Genomic DNA, 16,834 nt, shown 5'->3' with positions numbered 1-16,834 from the left:
TCATGAACGACGAGGCGGCATGAACATCAAGAGCGTGTTCAAGGGACCGTGGCTGTGGATCATCCTGATCGCCGGCGTGGTCATCGGCGTCCTGACGTTCTCCGGCTCGGCCGACGGCTATCGCGAGGTCAAGACCGCCACGATGGTGGGCTACTTCGACGACGCGAAGGTCAAGGAGGTCACCTTCGTCGACGGCGACCAGGAGATCCGCGCCACCCTGAAGGGTGACAAGGAGGACAAGGTCAAGGCCACCTGGCTCGGCCAGGACCAGGGCTCGCAGCTCGTCACGCAGGCCCAGGAGCTCGTCAACGACGACAAGATGACCTCCTACAACGTGAAGGTCCCGCCGAAGAACACGCTGCTCTCGGTGCTGCTGAGCTTCCTGCCGTTCGTCATCTTCATCCTCATCTTCCTGTGGCTGATGAACTCGATGCAGGGTGGCGGTGGCCGCGTCATGCAGTTCGCCAAGTCCAAGGCGAAGCTGATGACCAAGGACACCCCGCAGACCACGTTCGCCGACGTCGCCGGCTGCGACGAGGCCATCGAGGAGCTCGGCGAGATCAAGGAGTTCCTCCAGGAGCCCGCGAAGTTCCAGGCCGTCGGCGCGAAGATCCCCAAGGGCGTGCTGCTCTACGGCCCTCCCGGCACCGGCAAGACCCTGCTGGCGCGCGCCGTCGCGGGCGAGGCCGGCGTGCCGTTCTACTCGATCTCCGGCTCGGACTTCGTCGAGATGTTCGTCGGCGTCGGCGCCAGCCGCGTGCGCGACCTGTTCGAGCAGGCCAAGGACAACGCCCCGGCCATCGTGTTCATCGACGAGATCGACGCCGTCGGCCGTCACCGTGGCACCGGCATGGGCGGCGGTCACGACGAGCGCGAGCAGACCCTTAACCAGCTGCTCGTCGAGATGGACGGCTTCGACGTGCGCGGCGGCGTCATCCTCATCGCGGCCACCAACCGTCCCGACGTGCTCGACCCGGCGCTGCTGCGCCCCGGTCGCTTCGACCGCCAGATCGCCGTCGAGGCGCCCGACCTGGCCGGCCGTACCCAGATCCTGAAGGTCCACGCCCGCGGCAAGCCGATCGCGCCCGGCGTCGACCTCGAGGCCGTCGCCCGCCGCACCCCCGGCTTCAGCGGCGCCGACCTGGCCAACGTGCTCAACGAGGCCGCGCTTCTCACCGCGCGTAGCTCGGCCACCACGATCGACGACGCCTCCCTCGACGAGGCGATCGACCGCGTGATCTCGGGCCCTCAGAAGCGCACGCGCCTCATGAACGAGCACGAGCGGCTGGTCACCGCCTACCACGAGGGCGGCCACGCCCTGGTGGCCGCGGCGCTGCCGCAGAGCGACCCCGTGCACAAGATCACGATCCTGCCGCGCGGCCGCGCCCTGGGCTACACGATGGTGCTGCCCGACGAGGACAAGTACAGCCAGACCCGCGCCGAGCTGCTCGACAAGCTGGCCTACATGCTCGGCGGCCGCGCCGCCGAGGAGCTCGTGTTCCACAACCCCACCACGGGTGCGGGCAACGACATCGAGAAGGCCACCAACCTGGCCCGTGCGATGGTCACGCAGTACGGCATGAGCGAGCGCATCGGCGCCGTCCGCTTCGGCGAGGACAACGGCCAGCCGTTCCTCGGCCGCGACATCGGCCACTCGCGCAACTACTCCGAGGAGATCGCCGCGACGATCGACGACGAGATCTCGGCCCTCATCGCGCACGCCCACCAGGAGGCGTTCGACATCCTCGTGGAGAACCGCGAGGTCCTCGACACGCTGGTGCGCGAGCTGATGGAGAAGGAGACGCTCGACAAGGCCGAGGTCGCCCGCATCTTCGAGGCGCTGAACAGGCGCGAGATCCGTCCCGCCTGGACCGGGTCCGACACGCGCCGGCCCTCCACGCAGCCGCCCATCGTCGTGCCGGCCCGCAACGGCTCGCACGCCGACGCGGGGCCCGAGGACGGTATCGTCGTCGGACCGGACTCCGGCTCGGACGCGCCTCCCGCCGACCAGCCGCAGCCGGGCGAGTCACCCACGAACTGAGGAGCGGCCGTGCCCGTCGACCAGCCCCGAGCCGAGGCAGCCGTCCGCGAGCTGCTCGCGGCCATCGGAGAGGACCCCGACCGCGACGGCCTCGAGGACACGCCCGCGCGCGTCGCGCGGTCGTACGCCGAGCTGCTCGGCGGCTACGACCAGGACGCCAAGGAGGTGCTCTCGGCCGTCTTCGAGGTCGGTCACCGCGAGCTCGTCCTCGTCCGCGACATCGAGCTGTGGAGCATGTGCGAGCACCACATGGTGCCGTTCTTCGGCGTCGCGCACATCGGCTACATCCCCGGCGAGACCGGCCACGTCACGGGCCTGTCGAAGCTGGCGCGCCTCGTCGACGTCTACGCCCGCCGCCTGCAGGTGCAGGAGCGCCTCACCACGCAGGTCGCCGAGGCGATGGTCGACGTCCTCGACCCCGAGGGCGTCATCGTGGTCGTCGAGGCCGAGCACCTGTGCATGACGATGCGCGGCGTCGCCAAGGCCGGCGCCCGCACCATCACGAGCGCCGTCCGGGGCCAGCTGCTCGACCCCGCCACGCGCGCCGAGGCGATGAACCTCATCACCCGGTGAGCTCCGCATGGTGACGCCCCCGATCCCCGGCCTGCCGCAGGACCGGTGCGTCGTGATGGGCGTCGTCAACGTCACGCCCGACTCGTTCTCCGACGGCGGCCGGTGGTTCGACCCCGGTGCCGCCGTCGAGCACGGCCTCGACCTGGTGCGCCGGGGCGCCGACCTGGTCGACGTGGGCGGCGAGTCCACGCGGCCGGGCGCCCTGCCGGTCGATCGCGACGAGGAGCTCCGCCGGGTCGTGCCCGTGGTGCGCCGCCTCGCCGACGCCGGGGTCGTCGTCTCGGTCGACACGATGTGGGCCGAGACCGCGCGCCAGTCGATCGAGGCCGGCGCCGCGATCGTCAACGACGTCTCGGGCGGCCGCGCCGACCCGCAGATGGTGCCGCTCGTGGCCGACGCCGAGGTGCCGTTCGTCGTGATGCACTGGCGCGCCCACTCCGACCGCATGCAGCAGCACACTGACTACGACGACGTCGTCGAGGACGTCGTCGGCGAGCTGCGCGAGCAGTACGCCGCCGTCTGCGAGGCCGGCGTCGATCCCGAGCGCGTCATCCTCGACCCGGGCCTGGGGTTCAGCAAGACCGGCGACCAGAACTGGACGCTGCTCGCCCACCTCGACCGCTTCACCGACCTCGGCCGGCCGCTGCTCGTGGCGGCCAGCCGCAAGGGCTTCCTCGGGGCGCTGCTGGCCGACGCGGTGGGCCCGCGCCCGGTCGACGGCCGCGAGGACGCCACGGCCGCCCTCAGCACCCTCGCGGCGCTGTCCGGCGCCTGGGGCGTGCGCGTGCACGACCCCCGCCCGAGCGCCGACGCCGTCCGCGTCGCCGCCCGGCTGCGCAGCGAGGGCCGTCGTGGCTGACGTCCTCGCGGCCCACCGCGCGTTCTACGACGCGATCGAGACGGGCGACGTCGACCTCATGGCCTCGCTGTGGGTCGACGACGTCGCCACCACGTGCGTCCACCCCGGCGCGCAGCCGCTGAGCGGCACCGGCCCGATCCTGCGGTCGTGGACCGTCCTGATGGCGGGCGTCGGGTACATCCAGTTCTTCCTGACCGACGTCGAGGTCACGCTGCTGCCGGCCACCGACCCCACCACCGCGGTCGTGGTGTGCACCGAGAACATCCTGTCCGACGCGGGCTCAGTCGAGTCGTTCAACGGCGGCAAGGCCGTCGCCACGAGCGTGCTCGTCCGCGATGCGGGACGCTGGCGGTTCTTCGCGCGGCACGCCTCGCCGCTGATCGAACCGGAGGACGCATGACCGAGCACCAGGGCGACCGCATCGAGCTGCGCGGCCTCTCCGCCGTCGGCTACCACGGCGTGTTCGACCACGAACGACGCGACGGACAGACCTTCGTGGTCGACCTCGTGCTGTCGGTCGACCTGCAGCCCGCCGCCGAGTCCGGCGACCTGACGCGCACCGTGCACTACGGCGAACTCGCCGAGCAGGTGCACGCGATCATCACGGGCGACCCCGTGGATCTCATCGAGACGTTGGCCCTCCGTATAGTGAGGGCGTGTCTGGGCCACGAGCCCGTCCGCTGGGTCAGCGTGACGGTGCACAAGCCCGAGGCGCCGATCGAGGTGGCGTTCACTGACGTCACCGTGACGATGGAGCGGAGCAAGCTGTGACCGAAGCACCCACGCCGTACGAACTCGACGCCGACACGATGACCGGGGGCATGCGACCCATCCGTCAGGCCGTCCTGTCGATCGGTTCGAACCTCGGCGATCGTGCCGGCCGCCTGCAGGGCGCCGTCTCCGCGCTGGAGGACACCCCCGAGGTGACCGTCGTCGCGATCTCCTCGGTCTACGAGACCGAGCCCGTCGGCGCCCCCGAGGGCTCCGGACCGTTCCTCAACGCCGTGGTGCTGATCGACACGACCCTCACGGTCCACACGCTGCTCGACCGCGCGCTGGCGATCGAGGACGCGTTCGAGCGTGAGCGCAGCGAGCCCGGTGCCCCGCGCACCCTCGACGTCGACATCATCGTCGTCGGCGACCGCATCGCCAACGACGACTCCCTCGTGCTGCCGCACCCGCGCGCCCACGAGCGCGGCTTCGTGCTCGTGCCGTGGCTCGAGATCGACCCCGAGGGCGAGATCCCCGGGCACGGCTTCGTCGCCGACCTGCTGTCGGGCATCGACACCGCGGGCGTCACCAAGCGCGAGGACGTCGAGATCATCCTGTGACGTCCCGATGAGGAAGGCCCGGCGCAGTTCGCCGCTCTACGTCGCGTTGCTCGTCGCGTCGGGTCTCGTCGTCGGTCGGCTGCTGCCGCCGCTGGCCGTCCGCCTCGACGGCACGTCGCCGCCCGTCCCGGGCTGGGGAGCCGCGATCGTCCTGCTGTGCGGAGCCATCGCCGTGGGCGCCCTCGCGTGGGGCACGTGGCAGCGCCTGCACCGCGACAAGCGGCGCTTCACCGCGCACCACGCCATCCGGCTCGTCGCGCTGGCCAAGGCCGCCGTCCTCGTGGGCGGCGTCTTCACGGGCGGCTACGCGGGCTACGCGCTGGCCTACCTGGGCTCGTCCACCGAGCTCGGCGAGCTGCGCTTCTGGCGCGCCGCGGCCGCCGCCGGCGCGGCGCTGCTGCTGCTCATCGCCGCCCTGTGCCTGGAGTGGGCCTGCCGGCTCCCGTCCGGCGACGACGAGGAGACCACCTCCGAGGTCGGCCCCTCACCCGCCTGACCCTTCGTCCACAGATGTCACGCCCACTCTGGTGGGCGTCGGTGAGCTCTGGCATCGTCGCCCTCCAGTCGTCATGATGGGGGAGTGATCGAGTTGAACGAGCCGCAGGTGTGGACGCTGATCGGGGTGTTCGCCGCTTCGACGTTCGCGATGCTGGGGTGGTTGACGGGGTCCTTCACGCGCGTTCTCCGCGCCGAGATCGGCGGGGTGAACGCGCGAATCGACGGGCTGCGCGGAGAGATGAGTGCCCGGTTCGAACGCGTGGACGAGCAGTTCCGGCGCGTGGACGACCGGCTCGACCACCTCGACCGTGACGTGCAGGCGCTGGCGCGCAAGGTCTTCGACCGTCCGGAGTGACCTCAGCCGCGGCGCCACCAGCGCCGCGGCGGCGGCACGTCCTGCTGCCACGTGGCATTGCGCCAGGTCAGCAGGAGGCGCTCGTGGGCGCCCTTCGGGGCGCGCGTGGCGCTGATGGTGAACGTGGCGCCGTCGCGCTCCACCGAGGTGGTGAGGTCGGCCGGGGCATCGTCCCCCTGGTGCCAGGCCTGCCAGCGCAGCTCGACGTCGGCGAGGTCCCCGTCGCCGTCGATCTCGACCCGGGCGGTGCGTCCGTCGAACGTGGCCGTCACGTCGCGCAGGTGCACGCGCGTGTCCTTGCGGGCGAGTGCGTCGCGCGCCACCGCGGCCCAGTCGGCCAGGAACGACTCGTGGCCGTGCGCGACGGCGCCGGCGCGGGCGCGGGCCCGCATCGACTCGAGGCGCTCGCGGTCGGCCAGCAGGTCGAGCGTGGAGTGGGCGAGGCGAGCCGCGTCACCGGCTGGCACCAGCACGCCGTCGACGCCCGACTCGATCTGCTCAGCCGGGCCGTAGGGCACGTCGAACGCCAGCACGGGGCACTCGCGGATGCGCGCCTCGAGGATGAACAGGCCGTAGCCCTCGAAGCGGCTCGTGAGCCACGCGAGGTCGGCCTCCCAGAGTCGGTCGGCGGCGTCCGTGACGTGCCCGTGGAACACCACGCGGTCGGCGACGTCGCGCTTCGCGGCACGGGCGCGCAGGGCCTCCTCGTCGTCGCCGTCGCCGTAGATCTCCAGCGTCGCCGTCGGGTGGCGCGGCGCCACGAGCGCGAAGGCGTCGATGGCGCGGTCCAGCTGCTTCTGCGGGTGCAGTCGCGCGATGACGACGATCCGCCCGGGCACGCGGGCGGGCGCGGGCGACGGCGGCGCCACGGCCTCGACCGGGTTGGCCACCACGTGGAGCTGGGGCAGGTTCCCGAAGCGTAGCCGCAGGTCGTGGCGCTGGCGCTCGGTGAGGGTGTTGATCGCGTCGAAACGGTCGACGTGCTCGAGCGACGAGGCGTACGAGGGCTCCAGCGGGGAGTCCCAGCGCCGGTCGCCCCGCAGGTGCGGGTTGTGCATCTGGTGCATGAGCACGAAGCGGGGGTCGTCCAGCAGGCCGAGCTCCTCGGCCACGAACCGGCTGTCGCTCACCAGGAACACGTGGCCGTCGGCGGGGGCCAGTCGACGCGTCCACCACCGCCAGAGCGCTCCCAGTCCGTCGCCCGCCAGGACGACGCGTCCGTCGCGGTCGAGCACCCGGGTGTCGCCGTCCATGACGTCGGGCGGCGTGAAGGCGTAGGTCGTGCCGTCGGGTCGCAGGTACTCCCACGTGGTCTCGGTGCCGGCATCGTCGAGGTGGCGTCGCCGCCACACGTAGCCGTCGTCGGCGTCGTCCTCGGTCCGGGCGGGCGCGGGCACGGGGGCGGCCTCGACCGCGGGCAGCGCGCCCAGGTCGCGGTCGCGGAGGTCCTCGTGGAGGTTCAGCAGCCGGCTCTCGGGCAGCAGCAGCCCGTCGGCGCGCAGGCCCGCGCGGATCGGCTCGTACGACGGCACGGGGTTGTAGGTCAGGATCGGGAAGTCGAGTCCCGCGGCGAGGAAGAGCCGGTGGCGCAGCAGCACCATGCGGGTCTGGCCGCCGGCGCCGAGCCTCACGTTGCCCACGACCGAGAACCAGGCTCCGTCGGGGAAGGCCGCGGCGGGCGCGCCCGGTGCTGCAGGGGAAGGCGACACGCGGCGAGCGTATAGCATCGACGCCGTCCGGGATGTTCGTCGAAGGCGTAGGTGACATGGGCAGGCTGCGGTCGCTCTCGCGGCGGGTGCTGGACCTCGCGACGGGTCCGGCGAAGCCCCTCGACGTGCTCGTCAAGGAGCTGCCGCCCCTCGTGCGCCGGCTGCCGAAGGACGTGGACGGCAGCGTCGAGGCCGACCTCCGTGTCCGGCTGCCCGAGCTCCTCCACGGTGTAGACCGCGCGCAGCTCGTGCGCCGGCTGCCCTCCTGGGCGAAGGTCGCGCTGCACCACCTCGAGCACGACGACCTCGACGCCCTCCACGCGGCCCTGAACCTCGGACTGACCGACGTGCGCCAGTTCGCCGCGGGCGTGCACGAGGGTGAGCCCGTCGTCCACCTGCCCGGCTGGGACGATCCGAGCATCCCGCGCGAGGCGTTCGTGCTGGCCGACTCCGAGACCCGGTTCGCCGGCGAGGTCGTCCGGTCGCGCGTCGTCGGCGACCGCTTCGAGGCCGTGCTCCGGGCCGGCTTCGCGCACATCGACGTCCCGGGCGCCGTGCCCGAGCTGACCGTCGTCACGCCCGGTGTCCGCGCCGAGTGGACGGGCGAGACCTCCGGACACCGAGGCGGCGCCGCGACGTGGCGCGAGACCTACGACCGCAGCACCTGGGCGATCGACGTGGCGCTGTCGCGCCTCGGTCCCGAGCAGGCGCTCGAGGTCGAGGTGGAGGTCCGGCTCGCCGGTCGCACCGCCACCGGCCGGATCGGCCTCGTCGCCGCGCCCGACCCGATCGGACCGGCGGTCGACGCGATCTCGCTGGAGCGCGGCACGGTCGTCGTCAAGGGCCGTGGGCTCGATGCCGCACCGACGCTGGAGTCGGCATCGGTCACGCTGGCGGCCTCCGAGTTCACCCGCCTGGGCTCGAGCTTCCGTGCCGTCTTCCCCGCCACCGCCGAGCGCTGGGGACGCGGCGACCTGCCGCTGCCCGTCGGCGACTACGCCGTCGTGTCCGAGGGCGTCCCGCTACCGCTCGCGGCCGACCTCGCCGGCTGGCCCACCGACCTCGAGGACGGCCCGCTCGTCGGCCACACCACCGACGCAGGGCTGCGCCTCATCAAGCCGCGACAACGCGACGAGAACGCGATGTACGGGCAGCGCGACCTGCGCGAGGCCTACGCGGCGCTCGAGGTCGACGTGGATGCCCGCGCCGCCATGTTCCAGTGCTACTGGGCCGAGGTCGCCACCGACAGCCAGGCCGCGATCCACCGCGAGCTGCACCGCCGTGACCCGCGCATGCGGCTCTACTGGGGCACGGTCGACCACTCCGTGCCGCTGCCCGAGGGCGCCAAGCGCGTCGTCGCCGGCACCCGAGAGTGGTACTCGGCGCTCGCCGCCTCGAAGTACCTCGTGAAGAACACCGAGGTCGGCGCTTATACGCGGCTGCGGCCCGGCCAGGTCTACCTGCAGACCTTCCACGGCCAGCCGTTCAAGCGCATGGGCCGGCCCGACTTCGCGCGGCGGATGGCGCCGTGGAAGGCGCAGTACGAGGCCACCGAGCGCCGCTCCGCGTACTGGCACGTGATCGCCCTGCCCTATCCCGAGGCGGCGGAGTTCTACCGCGAGGCCTACGACTGGGAGGGGCCGGCGTTCGACCACGGCCTGCCGCGCACCGACTCCCTGCTCGCCGACGACGCCGACGAGGTGCGCCGCGCGACGCGCCGCCTGCTCGGCATCCGCGACGACCAGGTGGCCGTCCTGCACGCCACCACGTGGCGCGAGGACCTCTCGCGCGGCGACAACACGTCGGCCGATCCCGGACTGCTCGACGTCAAGGCGCTCGCCGAGGAGCTCGGCGACGACGTCGTCGTGCTGCAGCGCAGCCACCATTCCGTGGCCCGGTCCGACCAGCGCCACGGCAGCGGGGGAGGCGTCGTCGACGTCACCGACCACCCCGAGATCAACGACCTCGTGCTGGCCTCCGACCTCGCGATCCTCGACTACTCGTCGGTGCGGTTCGACTACGCGATCACCGGCAAGCCGATGATCTTCTTCGTCCCCGACCTGGAGAAGTACGAGCAGGAGCTGCGCGGATTCCTGTTCCCGTTCGAGGAGTCCGCGCCGGGCCCGGTCGTGCGCGACGCCGGCGAGCTGGCGCGGCTCGTGCGCGACACCGCGTGGAGCTCCGAGTACGCCGAGGCGTACGCCGCGTTCAACGAGCGGTTCAACCGGTTCCACGACGGGCACGCCGCCGAGCGCGCCGTCGACGGGCTGCTCGGGTGGGACGCGTGAGGCTGTTCCGGCGCGCGGCTCCCGAGCCGCTGCTGAGCGTGATCGTGCCCGTGTACAACGTCGAGGAGTACCTGGCGGAGTGCCTGGAGTCGATCCTCGAGCAGCCGGAGGCGCCCTTCGAGGTCATCGTGGTCGACGACGGCTCCCCGGATCGCAGTGCGAGGATCGCCCGAAAGTACGCGCGCCGGGATGCTCGGGTGCACGTCCTGACCCGCCCGAACGGCGGGCTGAGCGCGGCGCGGATGACGGGCATCGAGCACGCGACGGCGCCGTACCTGACGTTCGTCGATTCCGACGACCGGGTGAACGCGGTCGGCCTGTGGGAAGCGCTGGACTCGTTGCAGAAGACGAGTGCGGACTATGCGCTGCTGCCGTACCAGCAGTTCCGCGACCTGGGTTCCATCAGCCCCACGCCGCCCTGGGTTGCCGAGTTCTACGACGAGCGGAGGAGCACCGTCGTCGCGCACGAGCACCCCGAGCTCTTGGCGCAGGCGACGGCGTGGTCGAAGGTCTACCGCCGTTCCTTCTGGGACAAGGCCGGGCTCGCATTCCGCGAGGGTGTTCTCTACGAGGACCAGGAGGTCACGGCGCGCGCGTTCGCCGCAGCCGACCGGATCGACATCGTGCCGTTCCCCACGTACCTCTGGCGGGTCCGTCCCGGGTCCATCACCAGGGAGGCGACGGAGCGCTCGATCGGTGCGTTCTTCGACGCGATCGCGTTGAGTCTCAATGCGCTCGATGCCGTCCCGGGTGCGCGCGCGGCGCGTGCCTCGCAAGTGCTGTCGAACGACGTGCCGCGGTACCTGCGCACGCTGACGAAGGTCGAGGACGAGGGCTATCGCGAGCGGCTGTTCCGCGGGGCGCTCGAGCTTCTCGCGGAGCCGGACCTCGATCTGTCCGAAGCGCCGGCCGAGGCGCGGGTCGTCTATGCGCTGCTGCGAGCCGGGCGCGCCTCCGACGTCGCGTCCTTCGTCGAGGAGGGCGGCTTCGACCTCGCCTCGCTCCGGTCGGACGAGGTGGGTGGGGAGCCCGCGCTGGTCTTCCCGTTCACGGGCGATCCGGACGCGGCACGCATCCTGTCCCAGCGGCAGACGCCGCTCGACGCGACGATCCTGCGCGCCCACCTCGACGAGTCCGGCCTGCGCCTGACCGTCGCAGCGTGGCTGCGTCACGTGGACGGGGGAGTGCCGACCTGTCGTGCGTGGCTGCGCGACATCACCGGCTGGGAGCGCGAGTTCACGGTGACGGCCTCCGAGGAGTTCATCGGCCACCGGGTCCGCACCACGCGCCGCAGCAACGAGGACAGCGTCTGGGACCTCGAGCTGGAACTGCCCGACCTCGACGACGTCGACTCCTCGGAGCTCGTGCTGGAGGTGACACATCACGGACGCGCGCGTCGGGAGGTCGTCACCCGCATCGATCCGACGGGCTCGGCTGCGATCCGCCAGCAGGCGGGTGACGTCGCTCTGACGGGCGAGGAGCCGTGGGCCCTGGCGCTCGCCGAGGTCGTGCTGTGGAAGGGCGACCTCCAGGACCCGACAGCGATCGAGGTCCCGTCCGAGGTCGGCGAGCACGAGGTGCACGGACTGGTCGACCAGTCACTGGCGCTCCAGCTGCCGTGGGACTTCGAGCTCGAGGACCGGCAGGGATACCTCGCGCTCGCCGGGCCGCGGCGGCTCAAGGTCGTCGTGCAGCCGAGGGTGCCGCGCGAGCAGCTCACCTTCTGGTGGCAGCGCGATCACGCGGAGACCACCGATTGATGCTTGATTCGTTGGGCCCAATGCAGTAGACTTCGAGCATCAGTTCGAGTCGTCGGGGGACGCATGCATCGGGTGTTCAGTCAGATCGAGTCGGGGCCGCAGGCGCTCGACGCGGCGCTGGCGTGCGACCTGACCGAGCTCACCGCCGGCGAGCTCGTCCGTCTGAATCGACTGGCGCAGGAGCTCGTCCGCAAGGCCACCGCGTTGGGGCTCGCAGCCATGGCCGAGGCCTCTCGCGCCGAGGCGCACCGTGCCGCCGGCGAGATCTCGATGACCGCGCTCGTCGCCCGGGAGGCGGGCGTCTCGCGTCGCGAGGCGGCGCAGCAGGTGCGCCTCGCCCAACAGCTCGAGACCGCGCCCGTGCTGCGCGAGTCGCTCGGTCGCGAGGGCATGTCCGCCGACAAGGCACGCATCGTCACCGACGCCCTGCAGGACCTCCCGGCTGACCTCACCACCGACGAGCGCCGCGCCGTCGAGTCCGATCTCACCGCGGCCGCACCCGACCTCCCGCTCGAGCAGCTGCGCCGCAAGGCCCGTCGCGCGGTCGAGGTCGTCGACGTGCGCCGCGCCGACGCGATCGAGAACCAGCTCCTCGAGCGCGAGGAGCGCCAGCAGGCCGCCCAAGCCTCGTTCTGGATGACCCGCCCCGATCCGGCCACCGGCATGGTGAAGGGCGGCTTCGAGGTCGACGCCGTCACGGGCGACCTCCTGCGCTCCCTCATGGACTCGGCCACCGCGCCCCGCAAGGGCGACGACGTCACGGATCGTCCGCGCGCGCAGGGCGAGGCCTTCGTCCGGCTCGTGCGCCACCTGCCGAAGGACGGCTTCGGCAACCACGGCGGCGTGCCCGCCACTCTCGTGGTCACGGTCGACGAGGCCAGCCTGCGCGGCGCCACCGACCGCGCCGGCGTCACCGAGCACGGCACCACCGTCTCCGCCGGCCAGCTCCGCCGCCTCGCCTGCGACGCGGGCATCCTCCCCATGGTGCTGGGCGGCGAGTCCCAGGTCCTCGACCTCGGCCGCGAGGAGCGGCTCCACTCCGTCGCCCAGCGCCGCGCGCTCGCGCAGCGCGACCTCGGCTGCGCGTTCCCCGGCTGCGACCGGCCACCCGGCTGGTGCGAGAGCCACCACCTCGTGCCGTGGTCGCGCGGCGGTCCCACCACCGTCGACGACGGGGTCCTGCTCTGCTCCCGTCACCACCACGAGGTGCACGACCGCGACTGGGATCTCCGGCTCCATCCGACCGACCAGGTCGTCGAGTTCCGCCGGCGTCCCGGCGAGCCCTGGCGACGCAACCACCACTACCGACCCCTGAGCCTCACCGGGTGACCCGGTCCGCGCCCACCGATCGGTAGGTTGACCGGATGGATCTCGTGCGCAGGATCGTGCAGCGGCTGCGCCGGCACGGCGACGCCCCGTCGCCGCCGGCCCTCGCCAAGCGCGTGCGCACCGCCTTCCGGCTCGACGGCCCGCAGTGGCAGGCGCTCGTCGCCGAGGTCGAGTCCGGCGCCGCCACCTGGAACCGGGCCGACTGGCTCGACCTGCCGGTCCGCGACCGCGTCGCCCTCTACGCGGCCGCCCACGGCGACCGCAAGACCGTCGAGTGGCTGGCCGAGTCGCGCACCGTCCACGGGCCCTCGTTCCTCGTCCACCGCGACACCCACCGCATCGACCTCGGCGAGGGCGTCGAGGTCCCCGGGTGGCTGCTCGCCGCGCAGGAGCACGACCTTGCTCTTCGCGTCACCGTCGAGGCCGCCGGCTCCTCGCCCGTATACGTCGCCGGGACCAGCTTCATCTCCGGCCTCGCCTTCGACCCCGACGTCGACACCGTCCGCGTCACCGCCGGGACCGTCGAGGTCCCGGTGACGCAGCGGGCCGACCCCGTGGCCGACGCCGAGAGCGGCGAGCGCTGGGCCGACCAGACTGGCGCGTCCTGGTGCGCCACGATCGACCGCGACCGCAGCGAGCCCCTCACCCTCACCGTCACCGTCACGTCCGACGACGTCGTCCGCACGGCCGAGGTCGTCGTGCCCGCGCTCGACGGAGCCCAGCCGCTCGCCGTCGTCCCCACCGCCTCCGGCGTCCGCCTCGCCGCCGGCGACCACGAGCTCACCGTGGCGGGCGTCTCCGAGGCCTGGGGTGGCGGGCCCTCCCCGCTGCACCTCGACGCCCGCGTCGACCGGTTCGGTGCCGCCGCCACCATCCCCGCCGGTCGCTTCGCCGTCACCGCCGACGTGCCGCTCGACCTCGCCGACCCGGCCTCGCTCGCCCTGCCCCTGGCCGAGCGAGCGATCGACCTCGTCGACCTGCTCGTCACCCCGCGCGGCTGGACCTCCGGGGACCCCGGCGTCGCCCTCGTCGTCAGGAACCCGATCCCCGTGGAGGACCGCGGCCGCCGCCGTCAGCGCCTCCTGCTCGACGAGGTCCGCGAGAGCGCCGGTCCGCTGCGCGAGCGCGCCGTGGCCATGTGCTTCGGCGGCGGTGGCGCCGGCGACAGCGTGGCCCCCGTGGCGCGTGAGCTGGTGCGCCGCGGCATCCCCGTCGACTTCGTCGTCACCGACCACTCCGTCGCCGTGCCCGAGGGCTCCCGGCCGATCCTGCTGCACTCGCGCGAGTGGCACGATGCGTTCACCCACGCGACCTACCTCGTCAACAACGCCGAGTTCCCGCACTACGTCCGCTTCCGCGAGGGCCAGCGCTACCTCCAGACCTGGCACGGCACCCCGCTCAAGCGGATCGGCCGCGACATCGCCTCTCCGCGGCTCTCGGCCGGCTACACCGCCGCGATGGCGCGCGAGGCGGGCGCGTGGGAGGCGCTGCTCGCCCAGAACTCCTTCGCCGCCGGCGTCCTGCCGCAGGCGCTCGGCTTCGACGGCCGGGTCATCCTCGAGGGCTACCCGCGCAACGACGCCCTCACGGGCGACCGGGCCGAGACGCTCCGCCGCGCCACCCGCGAGGCGCTCGGGCTCGGTGACGAGCGCGTCGTCCTCTACGCCCCCACGTGGCGCGACACCGCCCGCACCGAGCAGGGACGGCGTGCCTTCGTGTCGCACCTCGACGCCGCACTCGTCCACGAGCGCACCGGCGCCACCGTCCTGCTGCGCAGCCACAGCAACGCGGCCGCGGGGCGAGGGCGGATCAGCTCACCGGGCGTTCTCGACGTCACGGCGCACCCCGACATCACGGCGCTGCTCGCGGCCGCCGACGTGCTCGTCACCGACTACTCCTCGGTGATGTTCGACTTCGCCGTCACCGAGCGCCCCCAGGTGTTGCTCGTGCCCGACGTGGAGGAGTACCGCGACGACCGCGGCTTCTACCTCGACCTCCAGGAGACGCCGCCGGGACCGATCGCGACCTCCACCGACGAGGTCATCGAGGCGCTCGCAGGACCCTCGTCCGACCAGGCGCGCGCCTTCCGCCAGCGGTTCGCGCCTCTCGACGACGGTCATGCCGCCGCGCGCGTGGTCGACGCGTGGCTGGGACCTCAGGAGCCGAGCAGCCCCAGCAGGTAGCCGCCGTAGCCGCTCTTCACGAGCGGACGCGCCAGCTCGGCGAGCTGCTCGTCGGAGAGCCAGCCCAGCCGCCACGCGATCTCCTCGGGGCACGAGACCTTGAGCCCCTGCCGCTTCTCGATCGTGCGGACGAACGCGCCCGCGTCGGCGAGGTCGTCGAACGTGCCGGTGTCGAGCCAGGCGGTGCCGCGCGGCAGCACCTCCACCTGCAGCGTGCCCTCGTCGAGGTACGTGCGGTTGAGGTCGGTGACCTCCAGCTCGCCGCGCGCGGACGGCCGCAGCGCGCGGGCCCGCTCGACCACCGTGTCGTCGTAGAAGTACAGGCCCGGCACGGCGTAGTTGCTGCGCGGGACGCTGGGCTTCTCCTCCAGCGAGATCGCCCGCCCGTCGGCGTCGAACTCCACGACGCCGTATGCCCGCGGGTTGGCCACGTGGTAGCCGAAGACCGCGGCGCCGACGGTCTGGTCGAAACGCTGCAGGTTCGTGCCGAGTCCCGCGCCGTAGAAGATGTTGTCGCCCAGGACCAGCGCCGAGCCCTGGTCGCCGATGTGGTCGGCGCCGATGAGGAACGCCTGCGCGAGGCCGTCGGGGGAGGGCTGCTGCGCGTACGTCAGGTTGATCCCGAACCGCGATCCGTCGCCGAGCAGGCGCTGGAACGCCTCGGCGTCGTGGGGCGTCGTGATGACCAAGATGTCGCGGATGCCCGTGGCCATGAGGGTCGACAACGGGTAGTAGATCATCGGCTTGTCGTAGACGGGCACCAGCTGCTTGCTGACCCCGAGGGTGATCGGGTGCAGCCGCGATCCGGTTCCTCCGGCCAGGATGATGCCGCGCATGGGTGCACCCTACTGTGGCCAAGACCGCCCCGGAGGGGGTTCGATCAGCGTTACGCTCGGCCCCATGCGCCGACTGATGGTCACCGGGGGAGCCGGCTTCATCGGGTCCAACTTCGTCCGCCACGTCGTGGAGCACACCGACGACCACGTCACCGTCCTGGACAAGCTGACCTACGCCGGCAGCCGTGAGGCGCTCGCCGGACTGCCCGAGGACCGCGTGCGGCTCGAGGTCGGCGACGTCGCCGACGCCGCGCTCGTCGACTCCCTCGTGGCCGACGCCGACGCGGTGGTCCACTTCGCCGCCGAGTCGCACAACGACAACTCGCTCGTCGGGCCGCGGCCGTTCCTCGACACCAACATCGTCGGCACGTACACGCTGCTCGAGGCCGTCCGCGCCCACGACGTGCGCTTCCACCACATCTCCACCGACGAGGTCTACGGCGACCTCGAGCTCGACGACCCGCAGCGCTTCACCGAGTCCACGCCCTACAACCCGTCGAGCCCGTACTCGTCCACGAAGGCCGGCTCTGACCTGCTGGTGCGGGCGTGGGTGCGGTCGTTCGGCGTGCGCGCGACGATCTCGAACTGCTCCAACAACTACGGCCCGTGGCAGCACCTCGAGAAGTTCATCCCGCGCCAGATCACGGGCCTCATCGACGGCGTGCGACCGCGGCTCTACGGCGAGGGCCTCAACGTGCGCGACTGGATCCACGTCGACGACCACAACGCCGCCGTCCTGACGATCCTCGCGCGCGGCCGGATCGGCGAGATCTACCTGATCGGCGCCGACGGGGAGCGGTCGAACCGCGAGGTGGTCGAGGCGCTGCTGGCGCTCTTCGGCCGCGAGCCCGACGACTTCGACCACGTCGCCGACCGCGCGGGCCACGACCTGCGGTACGCGATCGACTCGACGAAGCTGCGCACCGAGCTGGGCTGGACGCCGCGCTTCGCCGACTTCTCGGCCGGACTCGCCGACACGGTGCAGTGGTACCGCGACCACGAGGACTGGTGGCGTCCCGCGAAGGCGGCCACCGAGGCCAAGTACGCGGCGCTGGGCCAGTAGGGGAGCGCG

General features: G+C 72.4%; 15 protein-coding genes. 13 read left to right on the top strand and 2 right to left on the bottom strand.

All coding sequences use genetic code 11. From position 1 onward, the window contains the following. The first annotated feature begins 19 nt into the window (after positions 1-19). From ftsH to ACK99Q_RS02310, 8 genes are all read left to right on the top strand, one after another. Complete coding sequence (gene ftsH / locus ACK99Q_RS02345) at positions 20-2,041, top strand: ATP-dependent zinc metalloprotease FtsH (RefSeq protein ID WP_410184634.1); 2,022 nt, start codon at positions 20-22, stop codon at positions 2,039-2,041. A gap of 9 nt (positions 2,042-2,050) precedes the next feature. After that, complete coding sequence (gene folE, locus ACK99Q_RS02340; RefSeq protein ID WP_410184633.1) at positions 2,051-2,614, top strand: GTP cyclohydrolase I FolE; 564 nt, start codon at positions 2,051-2,053, stop codon at positions 2,612-2,614. A 7-nt stretch (positions 2,615-2,621) separates the two neighbouring features. Then, the gene (folP, locus tag ACK99Q_RS02335; protein WP_410184632.1) at positions 2,622-3,473 is read left to right on the top strand and encodes a dihydropteroate synthase; all 852 of its coding nucleotides are present in this window, start codon (positions 2,622-2,624) and stop codon (positions 3,471-3,473) included. Next, a complete protein-coding gene (locus ACK99Q_RS02330) occupies positions 3,466-3,873 on the top strand; it encodes a nuclear transport factor 2 family protein (RefSeq protein WP_179426619.1) in 408 nt (135 codons plus the stop codon). Before folP ends, ACK99Q_RS02330 begins: the two co-directional genes overlap by 8 nt. After that, the gene (gene folB, locus ACK99Q_RS02325) at positions 3,870-4,244 is read left to right on the top strand and encodes a dihydroneopterin aldolase (protein ID WP_410184631.1); all 375 of its coding nucleotides are present in this window, start codon (positions 3,870-3,872) and stop codon (positions 4,242-4,244) included. Before ACK99Q_RS02330 ends, folB begins: the two co-directional genes overlap by 4 nt. Continuing rightward, positions 4,241-4,804 carry a 2-amino-4-hydroxy-6-hydroxymethyldihydropteridine diphosphokinase gene (gene folK / locus ACK99Q_RS02320; protein WP_410184630.1) on the top strand — a complete coding sequence of 188 codons (564 nt, stop codon included), beginning with the start codon at positions 4,241-4,243 and terminating at the stop codon, positions 4,802-4,804. The genes folB and folK overlap by 4 nt, the downstream gene beginning before the upstream one ends. 7 nt (positions 4,805-4,811) lie before the next feature. Then, the gene (locus ACK99Q_RS02315; RefSeq protein ID WP_410184629.1) at positions 4,812-5,300 is read left to right on the top strand and encodes a DUF3180 domain-containing protein; all 489 of its coding nucleotides are present in this window, start codon (positions 4,812-4,814) and stop codon (positions 5,298-5,300) included. An 84-nt stretch (positions 5,301-5,384) separates the two neighbouring features. After that, a complete protein-coding gene (locus ACK99Q_RS02310) occupies positions 5,385-5,657 on the top strand; it encodes a hypothetical protein (RefSeq protein ID WP_410184628.1) in 273 nt (90 codons plus the stop codon). A 2-nt stretch (positions 5,658-5,659) separates the two neighbouring features. Here ACK99Q_RS02310 and ACK99Q_RS02305 read toward each other — a convergent pair whose 3' ends face one another. Beyond that, positions 5,660-7,366 carry a glycosyltransferase gene (locus ACK99Q_RS02305; protein ID WP_410184627.1) on the bottom strand — a complete coding sequence of 569 codons (1,707 nt, stop codon included), beginning with the start codon at positions 7,364-7,366 and terminating at the stop codon, positions 5,660-5,662. A gap of 56 nt (positions 7,367-7,422) precedes the next feature. Between ACK99Q_RS02305 and ACK99Q_RS02300 the strand changes: the two genes are divergently transcribed. The 4 genes from ACK99Q_RS02300 to ACK99Q_RS02285 all read left to right on the top strand — a co-directional run bounded on the left by ACK99Q_RS02300 (position 7,423) and on the right by ACK99Q_RS02285 (position 14,926). Next, positions 7,423-9,654 carry a CDP-glycerol glycerophosphotransferase family protein gene (locus ACK99Q_RS02300; protein ID WP_410184626.1) on the top strand — a complete coding sequence of 744 codons (2,232 nt, stop codon included), beginning with the start codon at positions 7,423-7,425 and terminating at the stop codon, positions 9,652-9,654. Then, positions 9,651-11,414 (top strand): glycosyltransferase, encoded by a 1,764-nt coding sequence (locus ACK99Q_RS02295; protein WP_410184625.1) that lies wholly within the window; start codon positions 9,651-9,653, stop codon positions 11,412-11,414. Before ACK99Q_RS02300 ends, ACK99Q_RS02295 begins: the two co-directional genes overlap by 4 nt. A gap of 72 nt (positions 11,415-11,486) precedes the next feature. Next, complete coding sequence (locus ACK99Q_RS02290; protein ID WP_410184624.1) at positions 11,487-12,743, top strand: DUF222 domain-containing protein; 1,257 nt, start codon at positions 11,487-11,489, stop codon at positions 12,741-12,743. A gap of 35 nt (positions 12,744-12,778) precedes the next feature. Beyond that, positions 12,779-14,926: a CDP-glycerol glycerophosphotransferase family protein gene (locus ACK99Q_RS02285; protein WP_410184623.1), complete on the top strand. Its 2,148-nt coding sequence runs from the start codon at positions 12,779-12,781 to the stop codon at positions 14,924-14,926. Here the strand turns inward: ACK99Q_RS02285 and rfbA are convergent. Next, positions 14,899-15,762, bottom strand: coding sequence for a glucose-1-phosphate thymidylyltransferase RfbA (rfbA, locus tag ACK99Q_RS02280; RefSeq protein ID WP_410184622.1), 864 nt, complete (start codon positions 15,760-15,762; stop codon positions 14,899-14,901). The genes ACK99Q_RS02285 and rfbA overlap by 28 nt on opposite strands. Before the next feature lie 64 nt (positions 15,763-15,826). Between rfbA and rfbB the strand changes: the two genes are divergently transcribed. After that, positions 15,827-16,825, top strand: coding sequence for a dTDP-glucose 4,6-dehydratase (rfbB, locus tag ACK99Q_RS02275; protein ID WP_410184621.1), 999 nt, complete (start codon positions 15,827-15,829; stop codon positions 16,823-16,825). Positions 16,826-16,834 lie beyond the last annotated feature (9 nt).

It is taken from the genome of Aeromicrobium sp. MLTX1 (genome assembly GCF_046452335.1).
In the GTDB taxonomy this organism is placed as follows: domain Bacteria; phylum Actinomycetota; class Actinomycetes; order Propionibacteriales; family Nocardioidaceae; genus Aeromicrobium.
The sequence above is the reverse complement of the archived record's forward strand: the minus strand, read 5'-3'. Positions and strand labels throughout refer to the sequence as shown.

What these genes read in the sequence shown, in the direction of transcription:
- ftsH (WP_410184634.1), top strand. Translation starts at nt 20, where the DNA reads ATGAACATCAAGAGCGTGTTCAAGGGACCGTGGCTGTGGATCATCCTG.
- folP (WP_410184632.1), top strand. Translation starts at nt 2,622, where the DNA reads ATGGTGACGCCCCCGATCCCCGGCCTGCCGCAGGACCGGTGCGTCGTG.
- folB (WP_410184631.1), top strand. Translation starts at nt 3,870, where the DNA reads ATGACCGAGCACCAGGGCGACCGCATCGAGCTGCGCGGCCTCTCCGCC.
- ACK99Q_RS02315 (WP_410184629.1), top strand. Translation starts at nt 4,812, where the DNA reads ATGAGGAAGGCCCGGCGCAGTTCGCCGCTCTACGTCGCGTTGCTCGTC.
- ACK99Q_RS02300 (WP_410184626.1), top strand. Translation starts at nt 7,423, where the DNA reads ATGGGCAGGCTGCGGTCGCTCTCGCGGCGGGTGCTGGACCTCGCGACG.
- ACK99Q_RS02285 (WP_410184623.1), top strand. Translation starts at nt 12,779, where the DNA reads ATGGATCTCGTGCGCAGGATCGTGCAGCGGCTGCGCCGGCACGGCGAC.
- rfbA (WP_410184622.1), bottom strand. Translation starts at nt 15,762, where the DNA reads ATGCGCGGCATCATCCTGGCCGGAGGAACCGGATCGCGGCTGCACCCG.
- rfbB (WP_410184621.1), top strand. Translation starts at nt 15,827, where the DNA reads ATGCGCCGACTGATGGTCACCGGGGGAGCCGGCTTCATCGGGTCCAAC.